The organism is Kluyvera fluvialis (genome assembly GCF_059725275.1).
This window is the reverse complement of sequence record NZ_AP046142.1, coordinates 3,434,261-3,450,690: the sequence shown is the minus strand read 5'-3', so window position 1 is coordinate 3,450,690 and position 16,430 is coordinate 3,434,261. Positions and strand designations below refer to the sequence as shown.

Annotated in this window: 14 protein-coding genes; 8 read left to right on the top strand and 6 right to left on the bottom strand. The window is 53.0% G+C overall.

Features of this window, described 5'->3' with window-relative positions:
- Positions 1–18 precede the first annotated feature (18 nt).
- Complete coding sequence (locus AC6I4B_RS16270) at positions 19–384, bottom strand: hypothetical protein (protein ID WP_497766562.1); 366 nt, start codon at positions 382–384, stop codon at positions 19–21.
- A gap of 207 nt (positions 385–591) precedes the next feature.
- Here AC6I4B_RS16270 and AC6I4B_RS16265 point away from each other — a divergent pair, with 207 nt between their 5' ends.
- The 5 genes from AC6I4B_RS16265 to AC6I4B_RS16245 are packed head-to-tail and all read left to right on the top strand — an operon-like array spanning position 592 to position 4,297.
- Positions 592–918 carry an HMA2 domain-containing protein gene (locus AC6I4B_RS16265; protein ID WP_497766561.1) on the top strand — a complete coding sequence of 109 codons (327 nt, stop codon included), beginning with the start codon at positions 592–594 and terminating at the stop codon, positions 916–918.
- Between the two features lie 18 nt (positions 919–936).
- Positions 937–1,632, top strand: coding sequence for a hypothetical protein (locus AC6I4B_RS16260; protein ID WP_497766559.1), 696 nt, complete (start codon positions 937–939; stop codon positions 1,630–1,632).
- Complete coding sequence (locus AC6I4B_RS16255; RefSeq protein WP_497766558.1) at positions 1,616–1,927, top strand: magnetosome protein MamC family protein; 312 nt, start codon at positions 1,616–1,618, stop codon at positions 1,925–1,927. Before AC6I4B_RS16260 ends, AC6I4B_RS16255 begins: the two co-directional genes overlap by 17 nt.
- Positions 1,914–2,216, top strand: coding sequence for a YtxH domain-containing protein (locus tag AC6I4B_RS16250; RefSeq protein WP_497766556.1), 303 nt, complete (start codon positions 1,914–1,916; stop codon positions 2,214–2,216). The genes AC6I4B_RS16255 and AC6I4B_RS16250 overlap by 14 nt, the downstream gene beginning before the upstream one ends.
- A complete protein-coding gene (locus AC6I4B_RS16245) occupies positions 2,213–4,297 on the top strand; it encodes a heavy metal translocating P-type ATPase (RefSeq protein WP_497766554.1) in 2,085 nt (694 codons plus the stop codon). The genes AC6I4B_RS16250 and AC6I4B_RS16245 overlap by 4 nt, the downstream gene beginning before the upstream one ends.
- An 87-nt stretch (positions 4,298–4,384) precedes the next feature.
- On the opposite strand, the gene asnB is transcribed toward AC6I4B_RS16245, so the two are convergent.
- The 5 genes from asnB to nagB all read right to left on the bottom strand — a co-directional run bounded on the left by asnB (position 4,385) and on the right by nagB (position 10,382).
- Positions 4,385–6,046, bottom strand: coding sequence for an asparagine synthase B (gene asnB / locus AC6I4B_RS16240; protein ID WP_497766552.1), 1,662 nt, complete (start codon positions 6,044–6,046; stop codon positions 4,385–4,387).
- A 278-nt stretch (positions 6,047–6,324) separates the two neighbouring features.
- On the bottom strand, positions 6,325–7,077 hold the full coding sequence (gene nagD, locus AC6I4B_RS16235; RefSeq protein WP_497766550.1) for a ribonucleotide monophosphatase NagD: 753 nt from the start codon (positions 7,075–7,077) through the stop codon (positions 6,325–6,327).
- A gap of 67 nt (positions 7,078–7,144) precedes the next feature.
- Positions 7,145–8,365: a DNA-binding transcriptional regulator NagC gene (gene nagC / locus AC6I4B_RS16230; RefSeq protein ID WP_497766548.1), complete on the bottom strand. Its 1,221-nt coding sequence runs from the start codon at positions 8,363–8,365 to the stop codon at positions 7,145–7,147.
- A gap of 8 nt (positions 8,366–8,373) precedes the next feature.
- The gene (gene nagA / locus AC6I4B_RS16225; RefSeq protein ID WP_497766546.1) at positions 8,374–9,522 is read right to left on the bottom strand and encodes an N-acetylglucosamine-6-phosphate deacetylase; all 1,149 of its coding nucleotides are present in this window, start codon (positions 9,520–9,522) and stop codon (positions 8,374–8,376) included.
- A 59-nt stretch (positions 9,523–9,581) separates the two neighbouring features.
- The gene (nagB, locus tag AC6I4B_RS16220; protein WP_497766545.1) at positions 9,582–10,382 is read right to left on the bottom strand and encodes a glucosamine-6-phosphate deaminase; all 801 of its coding nucleotides are present in this window, start codon (positions 10,380–10,382) and stop codon (positions 9,582–9,584) included.
- A 342-nt stretch (positions 10,383–10,724) separates the two neighbouring features.
- On the opposite strand from nagB, the gene nagE reads away from it, so the two are divergent.
- The 3 genes from nagE (at position 10,725) to chiP (ending at position 16,382) form a co-directional block, all read left to right on the top strand.
- Positions 10,725–12,674 (top strand): PTS N-acetyl glucosamine transporter subunit IIABC, encoded by a 1,950-nt coding sequence (gene nagE / locus AC6I4B_RS16215; RefSeq protein ID WP_497766543.1) that lies wholly within the window; start codon positions 10,725–10,727, stop codon positions 12,672–12,674.
- Positions 12,675–12,893: 219 nt separating this feature from the next.
- Complete coding sequence (glnS, locus tag AC6I4B_RS16210) at positions 12,894–14,549, top strand: glutamine--tRNA ligase (protein WP_497766541.1); 1,656 nt, start codon at positions 12,894–12,896, stop codon at positions 14,547–14,549.
- Positions 14,550–14,975: 426 nt separating this feature from the next.
- Positions 14,976–16,382, top strand: a complete 1,407-nt coding sequence (gene chiP, locus AC6I4B_RS16205; protein WP_497766539.1) for a chitoporin ChiP — start codon at positions 14,976–14,978, stop codon at positions 16,380–16,382.
- Positions 16,383–16,430 lie beyond the last annotated feature (48 nt).

Sequence of the window (16,430 nt, the reverse complement as noted above, 5' to 3'; positions counted from 1 at the left end):
ACCCGACTCAATACGTGTCTATCGGGTTAAAACACTGACAATAGAAACGACGGGGCCGCCCACCGTGCGCTTTAAGGCACCAAAAGCCAGCGTTTTGAGCAAATGACCCGCGCCAACACGCAGTGTGTTCTCAATATAGCTTTTATCTTTTTGGCTACTCAGCCATTGCGCCTGTTCCAGCTCCGTCAGCAAGTCATTTGCGGCAATTTTGGCAGAATCGAAATTGATAGCCACCGAACCGGCATATAAACGGTGCACGATTTCGTGAATTCCATCGCGGCTGCGTAGTGTGTCTATCAGTCGCGAGACTTCCTGAGGGTGACGCTGAATCCAGCTAGAGCGAATACGAATGCGATTGGGAGTCTGGTGCAGGTAAGGAGTCATAGCCGCCTCATATTTTACTTATGTAGTAGTAATGAGAGTAATTTATATTTGCATTACCGCCATGTCCAGCCTTCCCCGTTCGCAGAGCAAAAAAGAATCGCTCATTTCATTTTGATACACCGCAAGAGAAGGGCGATTAGCGCTTTTTGGCGCTTTTCATCTGTGATTGTATTGATGCCACCTATAAATATGAGGGTATTAAATGATATGCCTGTTGAATCCCTTGGCGACTTATTGACACTACGCCGCTTTGTCGAAGTGGCGCATCATATTCCTGGGCGCTTACGCCTGCGTTTTTCCAACAAGCTGATAGCCAGCCTCAGCCACGGCAAACTTAAACAACTTGATGCTTATTGCCATCCTGAAGGGTATCTCCGGCGTTATCAGATCAATAGCGACAGCGGCTCTATTGTCCTTGAGTACGATGCGGCGGCAATTCGTCCACAGATCCTCAATCAACTGTTTGGTCATGACGGCGAGCAGGCCCAGCACGCGCTGGAGCAGCTAGCGGCCATTCTTAATCCCTCTCACTAATGAATAAGGACTGTCATCATGAGCACCAATGACAACAACAATCAGCAAGTACCACCAGCAGGCTACTACCCACCATACGGCTACCCGTGGTATCCGTACCCGCCAATGCCGCAGGGCATGGCCTGGCCACAGAATGGGCAAATGCCTGCACAGCCAGCAATGCCGCCGCAGCCACAAATGCAAATGCCACCGCAAATGGCGATGGGTTTCCCACCGATGGGCTTCCCGCCTGCGCCACAGGGTGTTCCTCCACAGTTCGCGCATCCGCATCATCACCATCAGCATCACGCCGCAGCACCGGGCGTTGACTGGAGCCAGCATGCTCAGCACGTCGTTGACGGCGCGATGGGCGAGCAGGCGGGTCTGCTGAAAAATATCATCAGCACCGTGGGTATGGATGATAAAGAGTTCTGGAAAGGGGCTATGGTTGGCGCGGCGGTGACATTGCTGCTGACCAATGATTCCGTACGCGGCATGTTGATGCAAACGCTGGCAGGGGCGGGCGATATGCTGAAAACGGGTTCCAGCAAAGTGAAAGACGGCGTGAAGAACGGTTCTGAAGCGATTAAAGATACCGCCACCTCCAGCGCGGCAATCTTTCGCGACACCATGAAGGCCGGGAAAGAAGGGTTCCAGGAATCCGTAGAACGCCATCGCCAGCCAACTGCCATGCAGCTTGACAATGAGGGCGTAGAGGATGAGCAGCAATCGTAATCCGCATAATCCGGTAGGTCGCGCCGCGATTGCGGGCGCGCTTGTCGGCGGCAGCGCTGCCTGCCTGCGTGAATGGCAGCGTTACCAACAAAGTGAACAAACGCTGAATGAAGCTGCCTGCGCGGTCATTAAAGAGACCGCCAAAGCGAGCCTGATTAGCGGCACGGTAATGGCGCTAGCGGATGCCAATAAGAGCCGCCCGCTTGAGTCTGTGCTGACGATTATCGGGGTTGGCGCGGCTTCTCTTTATCTTATGGATGCGATAGCTAAGCGAGCAAATAATGAATCAGCCTGAGTACCTGTATAACCCTTATACCGGCATGTGGGAGCGTAACCCGGCGGCGATGCCGGTACAAATGCCAGCGCCCACAAATAATCGCACGCATCTGATTACCGGATTGGTAGCCGGAGCCGCTATCACCTATCTGCTGACTAACTGCAACGTACAGCAAGGTATCTCCAACACCGCGACCAAAGCATGGGGCACGGTGCGTGGTGAAATGGAAGAACTTAAAGAGCGCATCGCTGACTTACAGGCTGAAGTGGATTACTACCGTAGCCAGAATAAGGAAGATATCGAGTGAGTGCGCCAGGCGAACGTGTGGCTATCGTTCACCAGATCCCCGGGCGCGTGCGTTTGCGGGTAGCCGCATTGGCGGATTACCCCGATGCCGCTGGTTGGCTGAAACAGCAGATCCTCACACTACCCGGCGTGAGCGGTGTGCGGATCCGCCCTTCCGCTCGTAGCGCGGTTATCCAATGGGACGGCGCACGAACCACGCTTGCTGCGCTGGTGGCGGCGGTTGATGCGCTGGACTGGCAAACGGCGGACGATAGCGAATTTGAAACCGAATACTGCGGCGGCGATAACCTGCTTAACCTTGCGGGGCTGGCGCTGACGCAAGTGTTGCCAGCGCGCTGGGCGCGGCTGCCTGCGGCTTTACTGACGGCACCGACTATCCTGGAAGGGGCGCATACCCTAAGCCAGGGGCAGCTCAAAGTGGAAGTGCTGGATGCGCTGGCGCTCAGCCTTTCCATGCTGCGCGGCGACAACCGTACCGCCATGCTGACGCAATCACTGCTGACGCTGGGCGAGTACATGGAGCAGGAAACCAGCCGCCACTCGGATGCACTGCTGGCAGACTTAATGCAGCCGCGTGAACACCCTGTATGGGTCGAGCGTGACGGCGAAAGCGTTGAGATCAACAGCAGTGATCTGGTGGCGGGCGACGTCATGCTGCTGGGGCCGGGAGATAACATTCCGGCGGATGGCACGGTGCTGCGCGGGGTGGCACAGGTTAACCAGTCCTCGATGACCGGTGAAAGTGTGCCGGTACGCCGCGAGCCGGGTTCCTGGGTGTATGCCGGAACGCAGATTCAGGACGGTAACGTGGCGATTACGGCAGAGCAGGTTGGCGAGTCATCCTCGACTGCGCATATTCGCCGCTTCATCCGTGACTCATTAACCCAGCGCAGTGAAACGCAGCAAGTGACTCAGCAAATGGCCGATCGCCGTGTTGCCATCACGCTGGGCGTCGGGGCGGCGGTATTTGCTATGACGCGCAACTGGGAGCGTCTGGCATCGGTATTCCTCGTAGATTACTCCTGTGCGCTGAAACTCAGCACGCCGATTGCGTTTAAATCCATCATGTATCGCGCGGCGCAGAGCGGATTGCTGCTCAAAGGCGGGCGAGCCATCGAGAAGCTGGCGGAAGTGGACACCGTGGTGTTCGATAAAACCGGTACGCTGACCCATGATGAAATGCAGGTGACTGACGTCATCAGCTTCAATGACCAACTGGTGCAGGCTAAACGCCTGCTGGCTATTGCCGCCTCGGTGGAGGAGCACAGCAATCATCCGCTGGCCCATGCGGTGGTTGCCGCAGCAGAGCACCATGAGTTGCCGCATATCGCCCACGGTGAAGTGGAGTATGTGATAGCCCACGGTTTGCTCTGTGCGCTGGACGAGCATCAAATGGTGATTGGCAGCCGTCACTTCCTGGAAAGCCACTACGATATTGATTTCACGCCTTACGAGGATGAAATCAGTGAACTGGCGGCGCAGGGGCGGCACTTGCTGTTTATTGGCTTCGACAACCAACTGGTGGGGATGATTGGCTTACAGGATCATCTGCGCGATGAGGCGTCGGAGGTTATTCAACAGCTAAAAGACGCCGGTATTCGCCAGGTGGTACTGCTGACCGGCGATCGTGCGGAAAAAGCCTATCAGTTGGCGGAGCGTGTCGGTATCGACCGTTATGTGGCGCAGGCCACGCCAGAGAGCAAAGTGGACGTGGTCCGTGCGCTACAGGCGGCGGGGCATAAAGTGATGTTTGTCGGTGACGGCATCAACGATGCGCCGGTGCTCACACAGGCGGACGTCGGGCTGGCAATGAACCAAAGTACCGAGCTGGCGCAACAGGCGGCGGACGCGGTGCTGCTCCAGGACAATCTGTACGGGGTGATTACCGCTCGTCAATTGTCTACGGAGGCGATGAAACTGGTGAATAGCAATATCAAGCTCACCGAGTGGATCAACAGCGCCATTATGCTGGCGGCAGCGCTGGGCTGGCTCTCTCCGGGCGCCAGCGCGATGCTGCATAACGGCACGACGCTTGGGGTGCTGCTGCGTTCGCTAGCGGCGAAGAAAGGGCGCGGGGAGTAAGTTTTCTCTCTTCTTGACCTGCACAATGCGCCAAAAAAAGCCCCCGACGTCACCATCGGGGGCTTTTCTATTTAAACATCACGTTTATTAATATGCAGACTGGTGCACGCCGACCGCACGGCCTGACGGGTCGTCCATCGTTTTGAACGCTTCATCCCACTCAATCGCCTTCGCTGAAGAACAGGCGACAGACGGGCCGCCTGGTACGCATTCCGCAGCGCTTGGCACCGGGAACAGCTCTTCAAAAATTTCACGGTACAGATAGCCTTCTTTCGAGGTTGGCGTGTTGTACGGGAAGCGGAAGTGCGCGGTTTCCAGTTGCTGGTCGGTAACCTGTTTTGCCGCCACCTCTTTTAAGGTATCAATCCAGCTATAGCCCACGCCGTCGGAGAACTGCTCTTTCTGACGCCATGCAACGCTTGCGGGCAGATAAGACTCAAAGCATTCGCGCAGCACGTGTTTTTCCATTTTGCCGTTGCCGCACATTTTATCCTGCGGGTTGATACGCATCGCCACATCGAGGAATTTTTTATCCAGGAACGGCACGCGAGCTTCCACGCCCCAGGCTGACATCGCTTTGTTGGCGCGCGCGCAGTCATACATATGCAACGCCTGCAATTTACGCACGGTTTCTTCGTGTAACTCTTTGGCATTCGGCGCTTTATGGAAGTAAAGATAGCCGCCAAACACTTCATCAGAACCTTCGCCGGACAGAACCATTTTAATGCCCATCGCTTTGATTTTACGCGACATCAAATACATCGGCGTCGAGGCGCGAATGGTCGTCACATCGTAGGTTTCGATGTGGTAAATCACGTCGCGAATCGCATCTAAACCTTCCTGCACGGTGAAGTGGATTTCATGGTGCACCGTGCCAAGATGGTTTGCCACTTCTTGCGCGGCTTTCAGATCTGGCGAGCCTTCCAGGCCAACGGCAAACGAGTGCAGTTGTGGCCACCAGGCTTCTGAACGCTCATCATCTTCAACGCGACGTGCGGCGAATTTTTTGGTGATGGCGGAAATAACGGAAGAATCCAGGCCACCGGACAACAACACGCCGTACGGCACATCAGACATCAAATGGCTTTTTACGGACTCTTCCAACGCCTGACGCAGGGCATTTTTATCCGTCACGTTGTCTTTTACGGCATCGTAATCGAACCAGTCACGCTGATAATATTGGCGAATTTCACCGTCTTTGCTCCACAGATAGCTACCCGCCGGGAACTCTTTAATGGTGCGGCACACCGGCGTCAGCGCTTTCATTTCAGAGGCGACGTAGAAGTTGCCGAATTCGTCATAGCCCATATACAGCGGAATAATGCCGATAGGGTCACGGCCAATCAGATACGCATCTTGTTCGCTGTCGTACAGCGCGAAGGCAAACATCCCCTGCAAATCGTCGAGGAATTCTGGGCCTTTTTCCTGATACAGCGCGAGGATCACTTCGCAATCGGAACCGGTCTGGAACGGGTAACGGCCAGCGTATTCCGCGCGCAGAGCCTGATGGTTGTAGATTTCACCGTTAACGGCCAGCACATGCGTTTTCTTTTCGTTATAAAGCGGCTGCGCACCGGCGTTAACATCGACAATCGATAAGCGCTCATGCGCCAGAATCGCTTTATCACAGGCGTAGATACCAGACCAGTCCGGGCCACGGTGGCGCATCAGGCGGGAAAGCTCAAGCGCCTTTTTACGCAGCTCGCCCGCGTCAGTTTTAATATCCAGTACACCGAAAATAGAACACATAGACTTCTCCGTTAACCCTGTTATGTCGTGAAATTATGCAGGCTATGCGTCATGCGCTGCCTTGTTGTTGTTATCAAAAATGCCGTAAAGGCGGGGAGGGAGCAAGCGTTTTAGCGGGGTAAAAATAAAAAGTGCAATGGGGGTTGTTGAATTATAAAAAATGGCTAGGTCAATGGCATGTATTTTGAGGATTGTGCAATAAAAGTGGGTTTTTATTAGATGAATATCATTTTGAGAATGTGCCTGATAAGCGAAGTGCTATCAGGCACAGCCGACCGTTAGATAACGTCGATTTCAGCAACGGATGGGTAAATCCACGATGGGCGGAACGGCATACTATCGATGTCATCAATCGTCGAGACGCCAGAAAGCACCAGAATCGTTTCCAGGCCCGCCTGGAAGCCCGCAAGAATGTCGGTGCGCAGGTTGTCGCCAACAATGACGGTTTGTTCGGAGTGGGCCTGCATTTTGTTCAGCGCTGCGCGGATAATCCACGGGCTTGGCTTACCAACATAAAACGGTTTGCGACCGGAGATTTTCTCGATGCCCGCGCACAGTGCGCCACAGGCCGGATAGAAACCTCGACCGTGGGTGTCCGGGTTGGTGGCGATGAAACGTGCGCCATTCGCCACAAAGAAGGCCGCTTTGTGCATCATTTCCCAGTTATAGGAACGGGTTTCGCCCACGATGACAAAGTCTGGGTTGACGTCGGTGATGGTGAATCCGGCTTTATACAATTCGTGAATCAATGCGCCTTCGCCCACCACGTAGGCTTTTTTGCCTTCCTGACGGCGCAGGAAATCGGCGGTTGCCATTGCTGAGGTGTAGAACACGCTATCTGGCACATCGACGCCAGCAGTTGCAAAACGGTTTGCCAAGTCTTGCCCGGTCTGCGAAGGGTAGTTGGTCAGCAGGACTAGCGGCAGCCCTTTTTCCAGAATTCGCGTTAAAAACTCTGCAGCACCGGGAACAGCAACGTTGTCGTGCATCAGCACGCCATCAATATCACAGATTACATTCTGAATGGTCATGGACTACCTGGCGTTTGTTTTAAAGAGGCGTAATTATACACGTTATCCTCTGCATTTCTTCTTACGACTAACCTTCCAGCAAGTGTTGCAGCAGAATACCGTTGAGCATCGCCCGTTTTACGAGGGCAAAAGCGCCAATGGCTGAGCGGTGGTCGAGCGTGGAGCGCACAACCGGCAGATTTTTGCGAAACGCCTTTAAAACCTGAGTGTTGATACAGCCTTCAATGGCGGGCAGCAGCACGCGATCAGCCTCGATAATTTCTCCGGCGATCACCACTTTTTGTGGGTTAAACAGGTTTATGGCAATAGCGATGGTTTTCCCCAAGTGTCGGCCAACGTGTTCAATCACTTCCGTCGCCAGTGGGTCGCCTTTATTGGCCGCCTTGCAGATGGTTTTGATGTGGCAATCATCCAGCGTCACACGGCTGTGATAGCCCTGTTCCAGCAGATGGCGTACGCGCTGTTCGATAGCGGCGTTGGCGGCCACCGTTTCCAGACAGCCGAAGTTACCGCAGTGGCAGCGCTCGCCGAGTGGGTCAACCTGAATGTGACCGATTTCGCCGACGTTACCATTACGACCAATAAAAATCCGCCCGTTGGAGATAATTCCCGCGCCCGTACCACGGTGTACGCGCACCAAAATCGAGTCTTCACAGTCCTGGCTTGCACCGAAGTAGTGCTCAGCCAGCGCCAGACTGCGGATATCGTGACCCACAAAACAGGTCACGCGGAAGCGTTTTTCCAGCGCTTCGACTAAACGCCAATTTTCAACCGGGATATGGGGCATGTAACGAATCACGCCGCTTTCCGGGTCAACAAGACCGGGCAGAATCACGGAAATTGCGATCAGCTCGCGGATTTTACGCTGGCACGATTCAATAAACAGGGCGACGGTATTCAGCAGCGCATGTTCCAGAGTCTCCTGGGTGCGCTCCGGCAGCGGATAGTGTTCTTCTGCCACCACTTTACTGCTCAAGTCATACAGCGTAAGGGTGGTGTCGTGACGACCCAGACGAACGCCAATCGCGTGGAAATTGCGGGTTTCGGTAATGATGGAGATAGCGCGGCGGCCCCCAGTGGAGGCCTGCTGATCGACTTCTTTGATCAATCCGCGCTCAATAAGCTGACGCGTGATTTTAGTCACGCTGGCGGGCGCAAGCTGGCTTTGCTCGGCGATTTGAATACGCGAGATTGGCCCATGCTGGTCAATCAGGCGGTAAACGGCCGCGCTGTTAAGCTGTTTTACGAGGTCAACATTACCTATTTGAGCTTGTCCGCCTGATGTCATTCTTTTTCTTACTCAGTAACGACCTCGTCGCCATTAACGATGGTCTTGATGATTTTAAAGTCGTGTGTGAAAGCGGTCAGGTTCGCCACTTTGCCTGGCGCAATGCTGCCCAGTTGTTTCTCTACGCCAATCGCGCGAGCAGGATACAGCGTCGCCATACGCAGCACTTCGTCCAGCGCAATGTTGGCGTGCTCAACCAGGTTGCGTACCCCTTCGATCATCGTCAGTGATGAACCGCTCAGCGTGCCGTTTTCATCAACACAGAGTCCATTGCGGTAGTATATTGTTTTACCAGCAAAAATGAACTGTTCTATGTTTGCGCCAGCCGGTGCTGTGGCATCGGTAACCAGGCACAGCTTATCGCCTTTCAGGCGTTTTGCGTTACGGATATTGATGAAGTCTACGTGCAGACCATCGGCGATAATCCCGCAGTAAATTTCGTTAGCATCAAGAATCGCGCCCGTCAGGCCAGGTTCGCGTCCAGACATGTACGGCATCGCGTTAAACAGATGCGTAGCGAAGGAGATACCCGCACGAAAACCAATGCGCGCTTCTTTCGCCGTGGCGTTAGAGTGACCCGCAGACACTACAATACCGGCGTTAACCAGTTGGGTAATGACTTCTGGAGCCACCATTTCCGGGGCGAGGGTGATTTTGGTAATCACATCGGCGTTATCGCAGAGGAATTTCACCAGCTCGGCGTCCGGTTTACGCACAAAATCAGGGTTATGCGTGCCTTTTTTCACCAGGTTCAGCCACGGGCCTTCCAGGTGCAGACCCAACGCCTGATTTGGATGTTTTGCCAGATACTCACGCATCACGCGTACACCCTGTTTCATCAGGTCGTCGCTGGTGGTGATAAGCGTTGGCAGGAAGCTCGTACAGCCCGATTTCTCATTGGCTTTCTGCATGATTTCCAGCGTTTCAACGCTAACGGCTTCTGCCGTATCGTTAAACTGAACGCCGCCGCAGCCGTTGAGCTGAACGTCAATAAAACCAGGGGCGAGAATGGCACCATTCAGGGAACGCTGTTCAACGTTCGCGGGTACGTCAGCCAGTGGGCAAATACGTTCAATAAGGCCATTGGCGACAATAATCGCATGGTCATCCAGAATTTCGTGACCGGTATAAACTCGGCCATGGGTTAATGCATACATTACGACCCCCGGTATTCAAAAAAAGTTGTCCCGTAGGTCACTACGGGACGGACAAACAATTACAGACCTTTGATATTTTCCGCTTCCAGCTCGTGGAAATATTTCAAAGTCTTCACCTTCAGTTCCATCGTGGACGGTTCGTCACACACGATCAGCGCTTTCGGGTGCAGTTGCAGACAGGTAATCGTCCACAGATGGTTCACGTTGCCTTCCACAGCCTGTTGCAGCGCCAGCGCTTTTGGTGCGCCCTGCACCAGAATCATCACTTCTTCGGCATCCATCAGCGTGCCCACGCCAACGGTCAGCGCATATTTAGGTACCAGCGCGACGTCACCGTCGAAGAAGCGAGAGTTAGCCACACGGGTTTCGTGGGTCAGCGTTTTGATACGGGTACGGGAAGAGAGTGACGATGCGGGTTCGTTGAACGCGATGTGACCATCGTTGCCTACGCCGCCCATAAACAGGTGAATTTTACCGTAAGAGCGAATTTTCTCTTCATAACGGTGGCATTCTGCGTCAACATCCGGCGCGTTGCCGTTCAGCAGGTTGATGTTTTCTTCTGGGATATCAATGTGGTCGAAGAAGTTGCGGTGCATAAAGCTGTGGTAGCTTTCCGGGTGTTCCTTCGGCAGGCCCACATATTCGTCCATATTAAAGGTGACGACGTGTTTAAAGCTAACCTGGCCCGCTTTATGCATTTCAACTAATACTTTGTACGTCGCCAGCGGAGTGCCGCCGGTTGGTAGGCCGAGCACAAACGGACGGTCTGCGGTTGGCTTAAATGCGTTGATACGGTTAACGATGTGGCGAGCAGCCCATTTGCCGACTTGTTCAGCGTTAACGAGAGGAATCAGTCTCATTCTTCACCTCAATATGTAAAATGTAAGCAGTTGGCGGATGGCGTCTCCGTGCACTCGACTAAGCTTAACCCGTTTACACCGACAGGGAGCAATCCGTTTTGATTTTTTGAATGATAAAATAAGTTTTCATGGTTAGCCAGTGAAAGGGAGTGGTAAGAACAATATTTGGTGACTATAGTCACAAAAAAGGCGTGTTTAATTTGCGATACGAATTAAATTTTCACACACTCATAAGCCTGAGTGTTGTGATTGCAGTTTACTAGACATCGCAGTGTCATGCTTTTTTGCACAATAAAAAAATGGCTTAAATGAGTCGTATCGGGGTCTCGTAGGGGGAATAAGATGAATATTTTAGGTTTTTTCCAGCGGCTAGGTAGGGCGTTACAGCTCCCTATCGCTGTGCTGCCGGTAGCAGCACTGTTGCTGCGATTTGGTCAGCCAGACTTACTTAACGTTGCTTTTATCGCACAAGCGGGTGGAGCAATCTTCGATAACCTGGCACTGATTTTCGCCATCGGTGTGGCTTCCAGCTGGTCTAAAGACAGCGCGGGTGCGGCAGCGCTGGCAGGTGCAGTAGGTTATTTCGTCCTGACCAAAGCAATGGTCACTATCAACCCAGAAATCAACATGGGTGTTCTGGCAGGTATCATCACCGGTCTGGTGGGTGGTGCGGCCTACAACCGTTGGTCGGGTATCAAGCTGCCTGACTTCCTGAGCTTCTTCGGCGGCAAACGTTTTGTGCCGATCGCAACGGGCTTCTTCTGCCTGGTATTAGCGGCAATCTTTGGCTACGTATGGCCACCGGTTCAGCACGCTATTCATTCCGGTGGTGAATGGATTGTGGGCGCAGGTGCGCTGGGTTCCGGTATCTTTGGTTTCATCAACCGTCTGCTGATCCCAACCGGTCTGCATCAGGTTCTGAACACCATCGCCTGGTTCCAGATTGGTGAATTTACCAACTCCGCTGGCGTGGTATTCCACGGTGACATCAACCGCTTCTATGCGGGTGACGGCACTGCGGGGATGTTCATGTCCGGCTTCTTCCCAATCATGATGTTTGGTCTGCCGGGTGCAGCGCTGGCGATGTACTTCGCAGCACCAAAAGCGCGTCGTCCAATGGTTGGCGGTATGCTGCTGTCCGTTGCAGTCACCGCATTCCTGACCGGTGTTACCGAGCCGCTGGAATTCCTGTTCATGTTCCTGGCTCCACTGCTGTACCTCCTGCACGCGATCCTGACCGGCGTTAGCCTGTTCCTCGCTACGCTGCTGGGTATTCATGCAGGCTTCTCCTTCTCCGCAGGTGCTATCGACTATGTGTTGATGTACAGCCTGCCGGCAGCAAGTAAGAACGTCTGGATGCTGGTGGTAATGGGGCTTATCTTCTTCGTTATCTACTTCGTCCTGTTCAGCGTGGTTATTCGCATGTTTAACCTCAAAACGCCGGGCCGTGAAGATAAAGACGACAACGTGGTGACTGATGAAGCGAACAGCAACACCGAAGAAGGTCTGAACCAACTGGCAACGAGCTACATTGCGGCTGTCGGTGGTACTGACAACCTGAAAGCGATTGACGCCTGTATTACCCGTCTGCGTCTGACCGTTGGCGACTCCGCTAAGGTTAGCGATGCGATGTGTAAACGTCTGGGTGCATCCGGTGTGGTTAAACTGAACAAGCAAACCATCCAGGTTATCGTGGGTGCGAAAGCGGAATCTATCGGCGACGCCATGAAGAAAGTGGTTGCGCGTGGCCCGGTTGCTGCCGCAGCAGCAGAAAGCGCACCAGCAGCGGCAGCCCCAGCGGCTAAACCGCAGGCGGTCGCCAATGCGACAACCGTTGAGACTCTGGTTTCTCCAATTACGGGTGATGTGGTTGCGCTGGAGCAGGTTCCTGATGAAGCCTTCGCCAGCAAAGCGGTCGGCGACGGTGTTGCGGTGAAACCAACGGATAAAATCGTTGTTTCTCCGGCAGCGGGCACTATCGTGAAAATCTTCAACACTAACCATGCGTTCTGTCTGGAAACTGACAAAGGTGCGGAAGTCGTTGTCCACATGGGTATCGATACCGTTGCGCTGGAAGGTAAAGGCTTCAAACGTCTGGTCGAAGAGGGCGCAGAAGTGACCGCAGGTCAGCCGATTCTGGAAATGGATCTGGACTTCCTGAATGCGAACGCTCGCTCAATGATTAGCCCAGTGGTTTGCAGCAACAGCGATGATTTCGGTGGTCTGGTTATTAAAGCCGAAGGTCATGTCGTTGCAGGGCAAACGCCACTGTACGAAATTAAATCAAAATAAGCGCGGTGTGCCGGATAGGGCGTAGCACGCGGCTATCCGGCAATTAACACATCAGCGAGACATAAGCGGCGGGGGATTATCCTCCGCCGCTTTTTTTTACAGCAAATCACCCTATATTCATCGGTGAGCCGCGTTTTTTGTGCAACTAATTGTTGTCTCCGGGCGTCGCTTATAAGATCATGTGCCGTTATACGTTGTTTACGCTTTGAGGAATCCACGATGAGTGAGGCTGAAGCCCGCCCGACAAACTTTATTCGTCAGATCATCGATGAAGATCTGGCTACTGGTAAGCACACCACGGTGCATACGCGCTTTCCGCCAGAGCCGAATGGCTATCTGCACATCGGCCATGCGAAATCTATCTGCCTGAACTTCGGCATTGCGCAAGACTATCAAGGTCAATGCAACCTGCGTTTCGATGACACTAACCCGGTAAAAGAAGATATCGAATACGTAGAGTCGATTAAAAACGACGTCGAGTGGTTAGGTTTTCACTGGTCTGGCAACGTTCGCTACTCTTCTGATTACTTCGACCAGTTACATGCGTATGCGGTTGAGCTTATCAACAAAGGCCTGGCCTACGTTGATGAACTGACGCCAGAACAGATCCGCGAATATCGCGGTACGCTGACTGCGCCTGGCAAAAACAGCCCGTACCGCGATCGCAGCGTGGAAGAAAACCTGGCGCTGTTTGAAAAAATGCGTACCGGCGGCTTTGCCGAAGGAACCGCTTGCCTGCGTGCGAAAATCGACATGGCGTCACCGTTTATCGTGATGCGCGATCCGGTGCTGTATCGCATTAAATTTGCCGATCACCACCAGACTGGCACGAAGTGGTGCATCTACCCGATGTATGACTTCACCCACTGCATCAGCGATGCGCTGGAAGGCATTACTCACTCTCTGTGTACGCTGGAATTCCAGGACAACCGTCGCCTGTACGACTGGGTTCTGGACAACATCACTATCCCGGTTCACCCGCGTCAGTACGAATTCTCGCGCCTGAATCTGGAATACACCGTGATGTCCAAGCGTAAGCTGAACCAACTGGTGACTGAGAAGCACGTAGAAGGTTGGGATGACCCGCGTATGCCGACTATCTCTGGCCTGCGTCGCCGTGGCTACACTGCGGCTGCTATCCGTGAGTTCTGCAAACGTATCGGTGTCACCAAACAGGACAACACCATTGAAATTGCTTCTCTGGAATCCTGCATCCGTGAAGATCTGAACGAAAACGCCCCGCGCGCGATGGCGGTTATCGACCCAGTAAAACTGGTTATCGAAAACTACCAGGGCGAAGGCGAAATGGTCACGATGCCGAACCATCCGAACAAACCGGAAATGGGCAGCCGTGAAGTGCCATTCAGCGCAGAAATTTGGATCGATCGCGCAGATTTCCGTGAAGAAGCGAACAAACAGTACAAACGCCTGGTCATGGGCAAAGAAGTACGTCTGCGCAACGCCTATGTGGTGAAAGCAGAACGTGTGGAGAAAGATGCGCAAGGCAATATCACCACTATCTTCTGTACCTACGATGCTGACACCCTGAGCAAAGATCCGGCGGATGGCCGTAAAGTGAAGGGCGTGATTCATTGGGTAAGTGCTGCACATGCGCTGCCGATTGAAATTCGTCTGTACGACCGTCTGTTCAGCGTGCCTAACCCAGGCGCAGCAGAAGACTTCCTTGCTGTGATGAACCCAGAGTCACTGGTTATCAAGCAGGGTTATGCTGAGCCTTCTCTGAAGGCGGCTGAAGCCGGTAAAGCGTATCAGTTCGAGCGTGAGGGTTACTTCTGCCTCGATAGCCGCTACAGCACCGCAGACCACTTTGTCTTTAACCGCACCGTTGGTTTGCGTGATACTTGGGTGGGTTAATTCCCGCGCAATAATACCGCTGATAAAAAAACGCCGCTTATGCGGCGTTTTTTTATCTTTCGTGTTAATACTCTGCCGTTCGTAGTTTCGCGATGCGAATTAATCTTAATATCCTGCCTCTACGACACACTCGTATCTTTTATGTGCTCAGTCACAAAATTACGGTGTAAACGCTCTCATTAACATTTCATCTAGGTCAGACAAGGGCTGGCATAGAGAAATGTTAATAACGCATTCCGTTACAAATAGAAATCAATTATGTGCGCCTTGTCATAATCCTGCACTCTTGTTGCGGAAAAGGATTGATAATTCGCGTCGCGAAAAATAGTCTGTGTGGGCAGTGAAGGACAATTTTATTTTTTATGAGTTCATATTTTTTTGCTTCTGCTTTGCAGCGGCATTTTTAAAGTCAAAGAGGATTAACCTATGCGTACGTTTAGTGGCAAACGTAGTACGCTGGCGCTGGCTATCGCCGGTGTGACAGCACTGTCAGGCTTTGCAATGGCTCCAGAAGCCCAAGCGGCGGGATTCATTGATGATTCAACCTTAACCGGCGGCATCTATTACTGGCAGCGTGAGCGTGACCGTAAAGATGTTACCGATCACGATAAATATAAAACTAACCTTTCACACTCCACCTGGAACGCCAACCTCGACTTCCAGTCTGGCTATGCTGCCGATATGTTCGGTTTTGATATCGCTGCGTTTACCGCTATCGAAATGGCGGAAGATAACGGCAGTGGTCACCCGAACGAAATCGCGTTCTCTTCCAAAAACAAAGGTTACAGCGAAGACTACAGCGGCGATAAGAGCGGGATCAGCCTGTATAAAGCGGCTGCTAAATTCAAACTCGGCCCAACCTGGGCACGTGCAGGTTATATTCAGCCAACCGGTCAAACCCTGTTAGCTCCGCACTGGAGCTTTATGCCGGGTACTTATCAGGGTGCTGAAGCTGGCGCGAATTTTGACTACGGCGACAACGGCGCGCTGAGCTTCTCCTACATGTGGACCAACGAGTACAAGGCTCCTTGGCACCTGGAGATGGACAACTTCTATCAGAACGATAAGAAGACCAAAGTTGATTATCTGCACTCTATCGGTGCGAAATACGATTTCAAAAATGACCTGGTGCTGGAAGCCGCATTTGGTCAGGCAGAAGGCTATGTTGACCAGTACTTCGCCAAAGCCAGCTACAAATTTGATATCCCTGGCGGCCCGCTGACCACCAGCTATCAGTTCTACGGTACTCGCGATAAAGTTAACGACCATAGCACCAACGACATTTACGACGGCACTGCATGGCTGCAAGCGTTAACCTTCGGCTACAAACTGAAAGAGGTGTTCGATTTCCGCCTGGAAGGGACTTGGGTTAAGGCCGATGGTCAGCAGGGTTACTTCCTGCAACGTATGACCCCAACCTATGCATCGTCTAACGGTCGTCTGGATATCTGGTGGGATAACCGCTCTGACTTCAACGCCAACGGCGAAAAAGCAGTCTTCTTCGGCGGCATGTACGACCTGAAAAACTGGGATCTTCCTGGCTGGGCAGTGGGTGCGTCCTACGTCTATGCATGGGATGCGAAGCCAGCAACCTGGCAGATCAACCCAGATGCGTACTACGACAAAAACAACACCATCAGAGAATCAGCATACAGCCTGGATGCAATGTACACCGTACAGGAAGGCCGTGCGAAGGGCACTCTCTTCAAACTGCACTTCACTCAGTACGACAACCACTCTGACATCCCAAGCTGGGGCGGTGGTTACGGCAACATCTTCCAGGATGAGCGTGACGTGAAATTCATGGTTATCGCACCATTCACTATTTTCTGATGCATGACACGGCAGGGGGTTCCCCTGCCGTAGCGAAGAGGCTCATGG

Excerpts from the sequence above, each read along its gene's own strand:
- AC6I4B_RS16255 (WP_497766558.1), top strand. The coding sequence starts at position 1,616 with ATGAGCAGCAATCGTAATCCGCATAATCCGGTAGGTCGCGCCGCGATT.
- nagD (WP_497766550.1), bottom strand. The coding sequence starts at position 7,077 with ATGACCATTCAGAATGTAATCTGTGATATTGATGGCGTGCTGATGCAC.
- nagE (WP_497766543.1), top strand. The coding sequence starts at position 10,725 with ATGAATATTTTAGGTTTTTTCCAGCGGCTAGGTAGGGCGTTACAGCTC.
- nagB (WP_497766545.1), bottom strand. The coding sequence starts at position 10,382 with ATGAGACTGATTCCTCTCGTTAACGCTGAACAAGTCGGCAAATGGGCT.
- chiP (WP_497766539.1), top strand. The coding sequence starts at position 14,976 with ATGCGTACGTTTAGTGGCAAACGTAGTACGCTGGCGCTGGCTATCGCC.
- asnB (WP_497766552.1), bottom strand. The coding sequence starts at position 6,046 with ATGTGTTCTATTTTCGGTGTACTGGATATTAAAACTGACGCGGGCGAG.
- AC6I4B_RS16270 (WP_497766562.1), bottom strand. The coding sequence starts at position 384 with ATGACTCCTTACCTGCACCAGACTCCCAATCGCATTCGTATTCGCTCT.
- AC6I4B_RS16260 (WP_497766559.1), top strand. The coding sequence starts at position 937 with ATGAGCACCAATGACAACAACAATCAGCAAGTACCACCAGCAGGCTAC.
- nagA (WP_497766546.1), bottom strand. The coding sequence starts at position 9,522 with ATGTATGCATTAACCCATGGCCGAGTTTATACCGGTCACGAAATTCTG.
- AC6I4B_RS16250 (WP_497766556.1), top strand. The coding sequence starts at position 1,914 with ATGAATCAGCCTGAGTACCTGTATAACCCTTATACCGGCATGTGGGAG.
- nagC (WP_497766548.1), bottom strand. The coding sequence starts at position 8,365 with ATGACATCAGGCGGACAAGCTCAAATAGGTAATGTTGACCTCGTAAAA.
- glnS (WP_497766541.1), top strand. The coding sequence starts at position 12,894 with ATGAGTGAGGCTGAAGCCCGCCCGACAAACTTTATTCGTCAGATCATC.
- AC6I4B_RS16265 (WP_497766561.1), top strand. The coding sequence starts at position 592 with ATGCCTGTTGAATCCCTTGGCGACTTATTGACACTACGCCGCTTTGTC.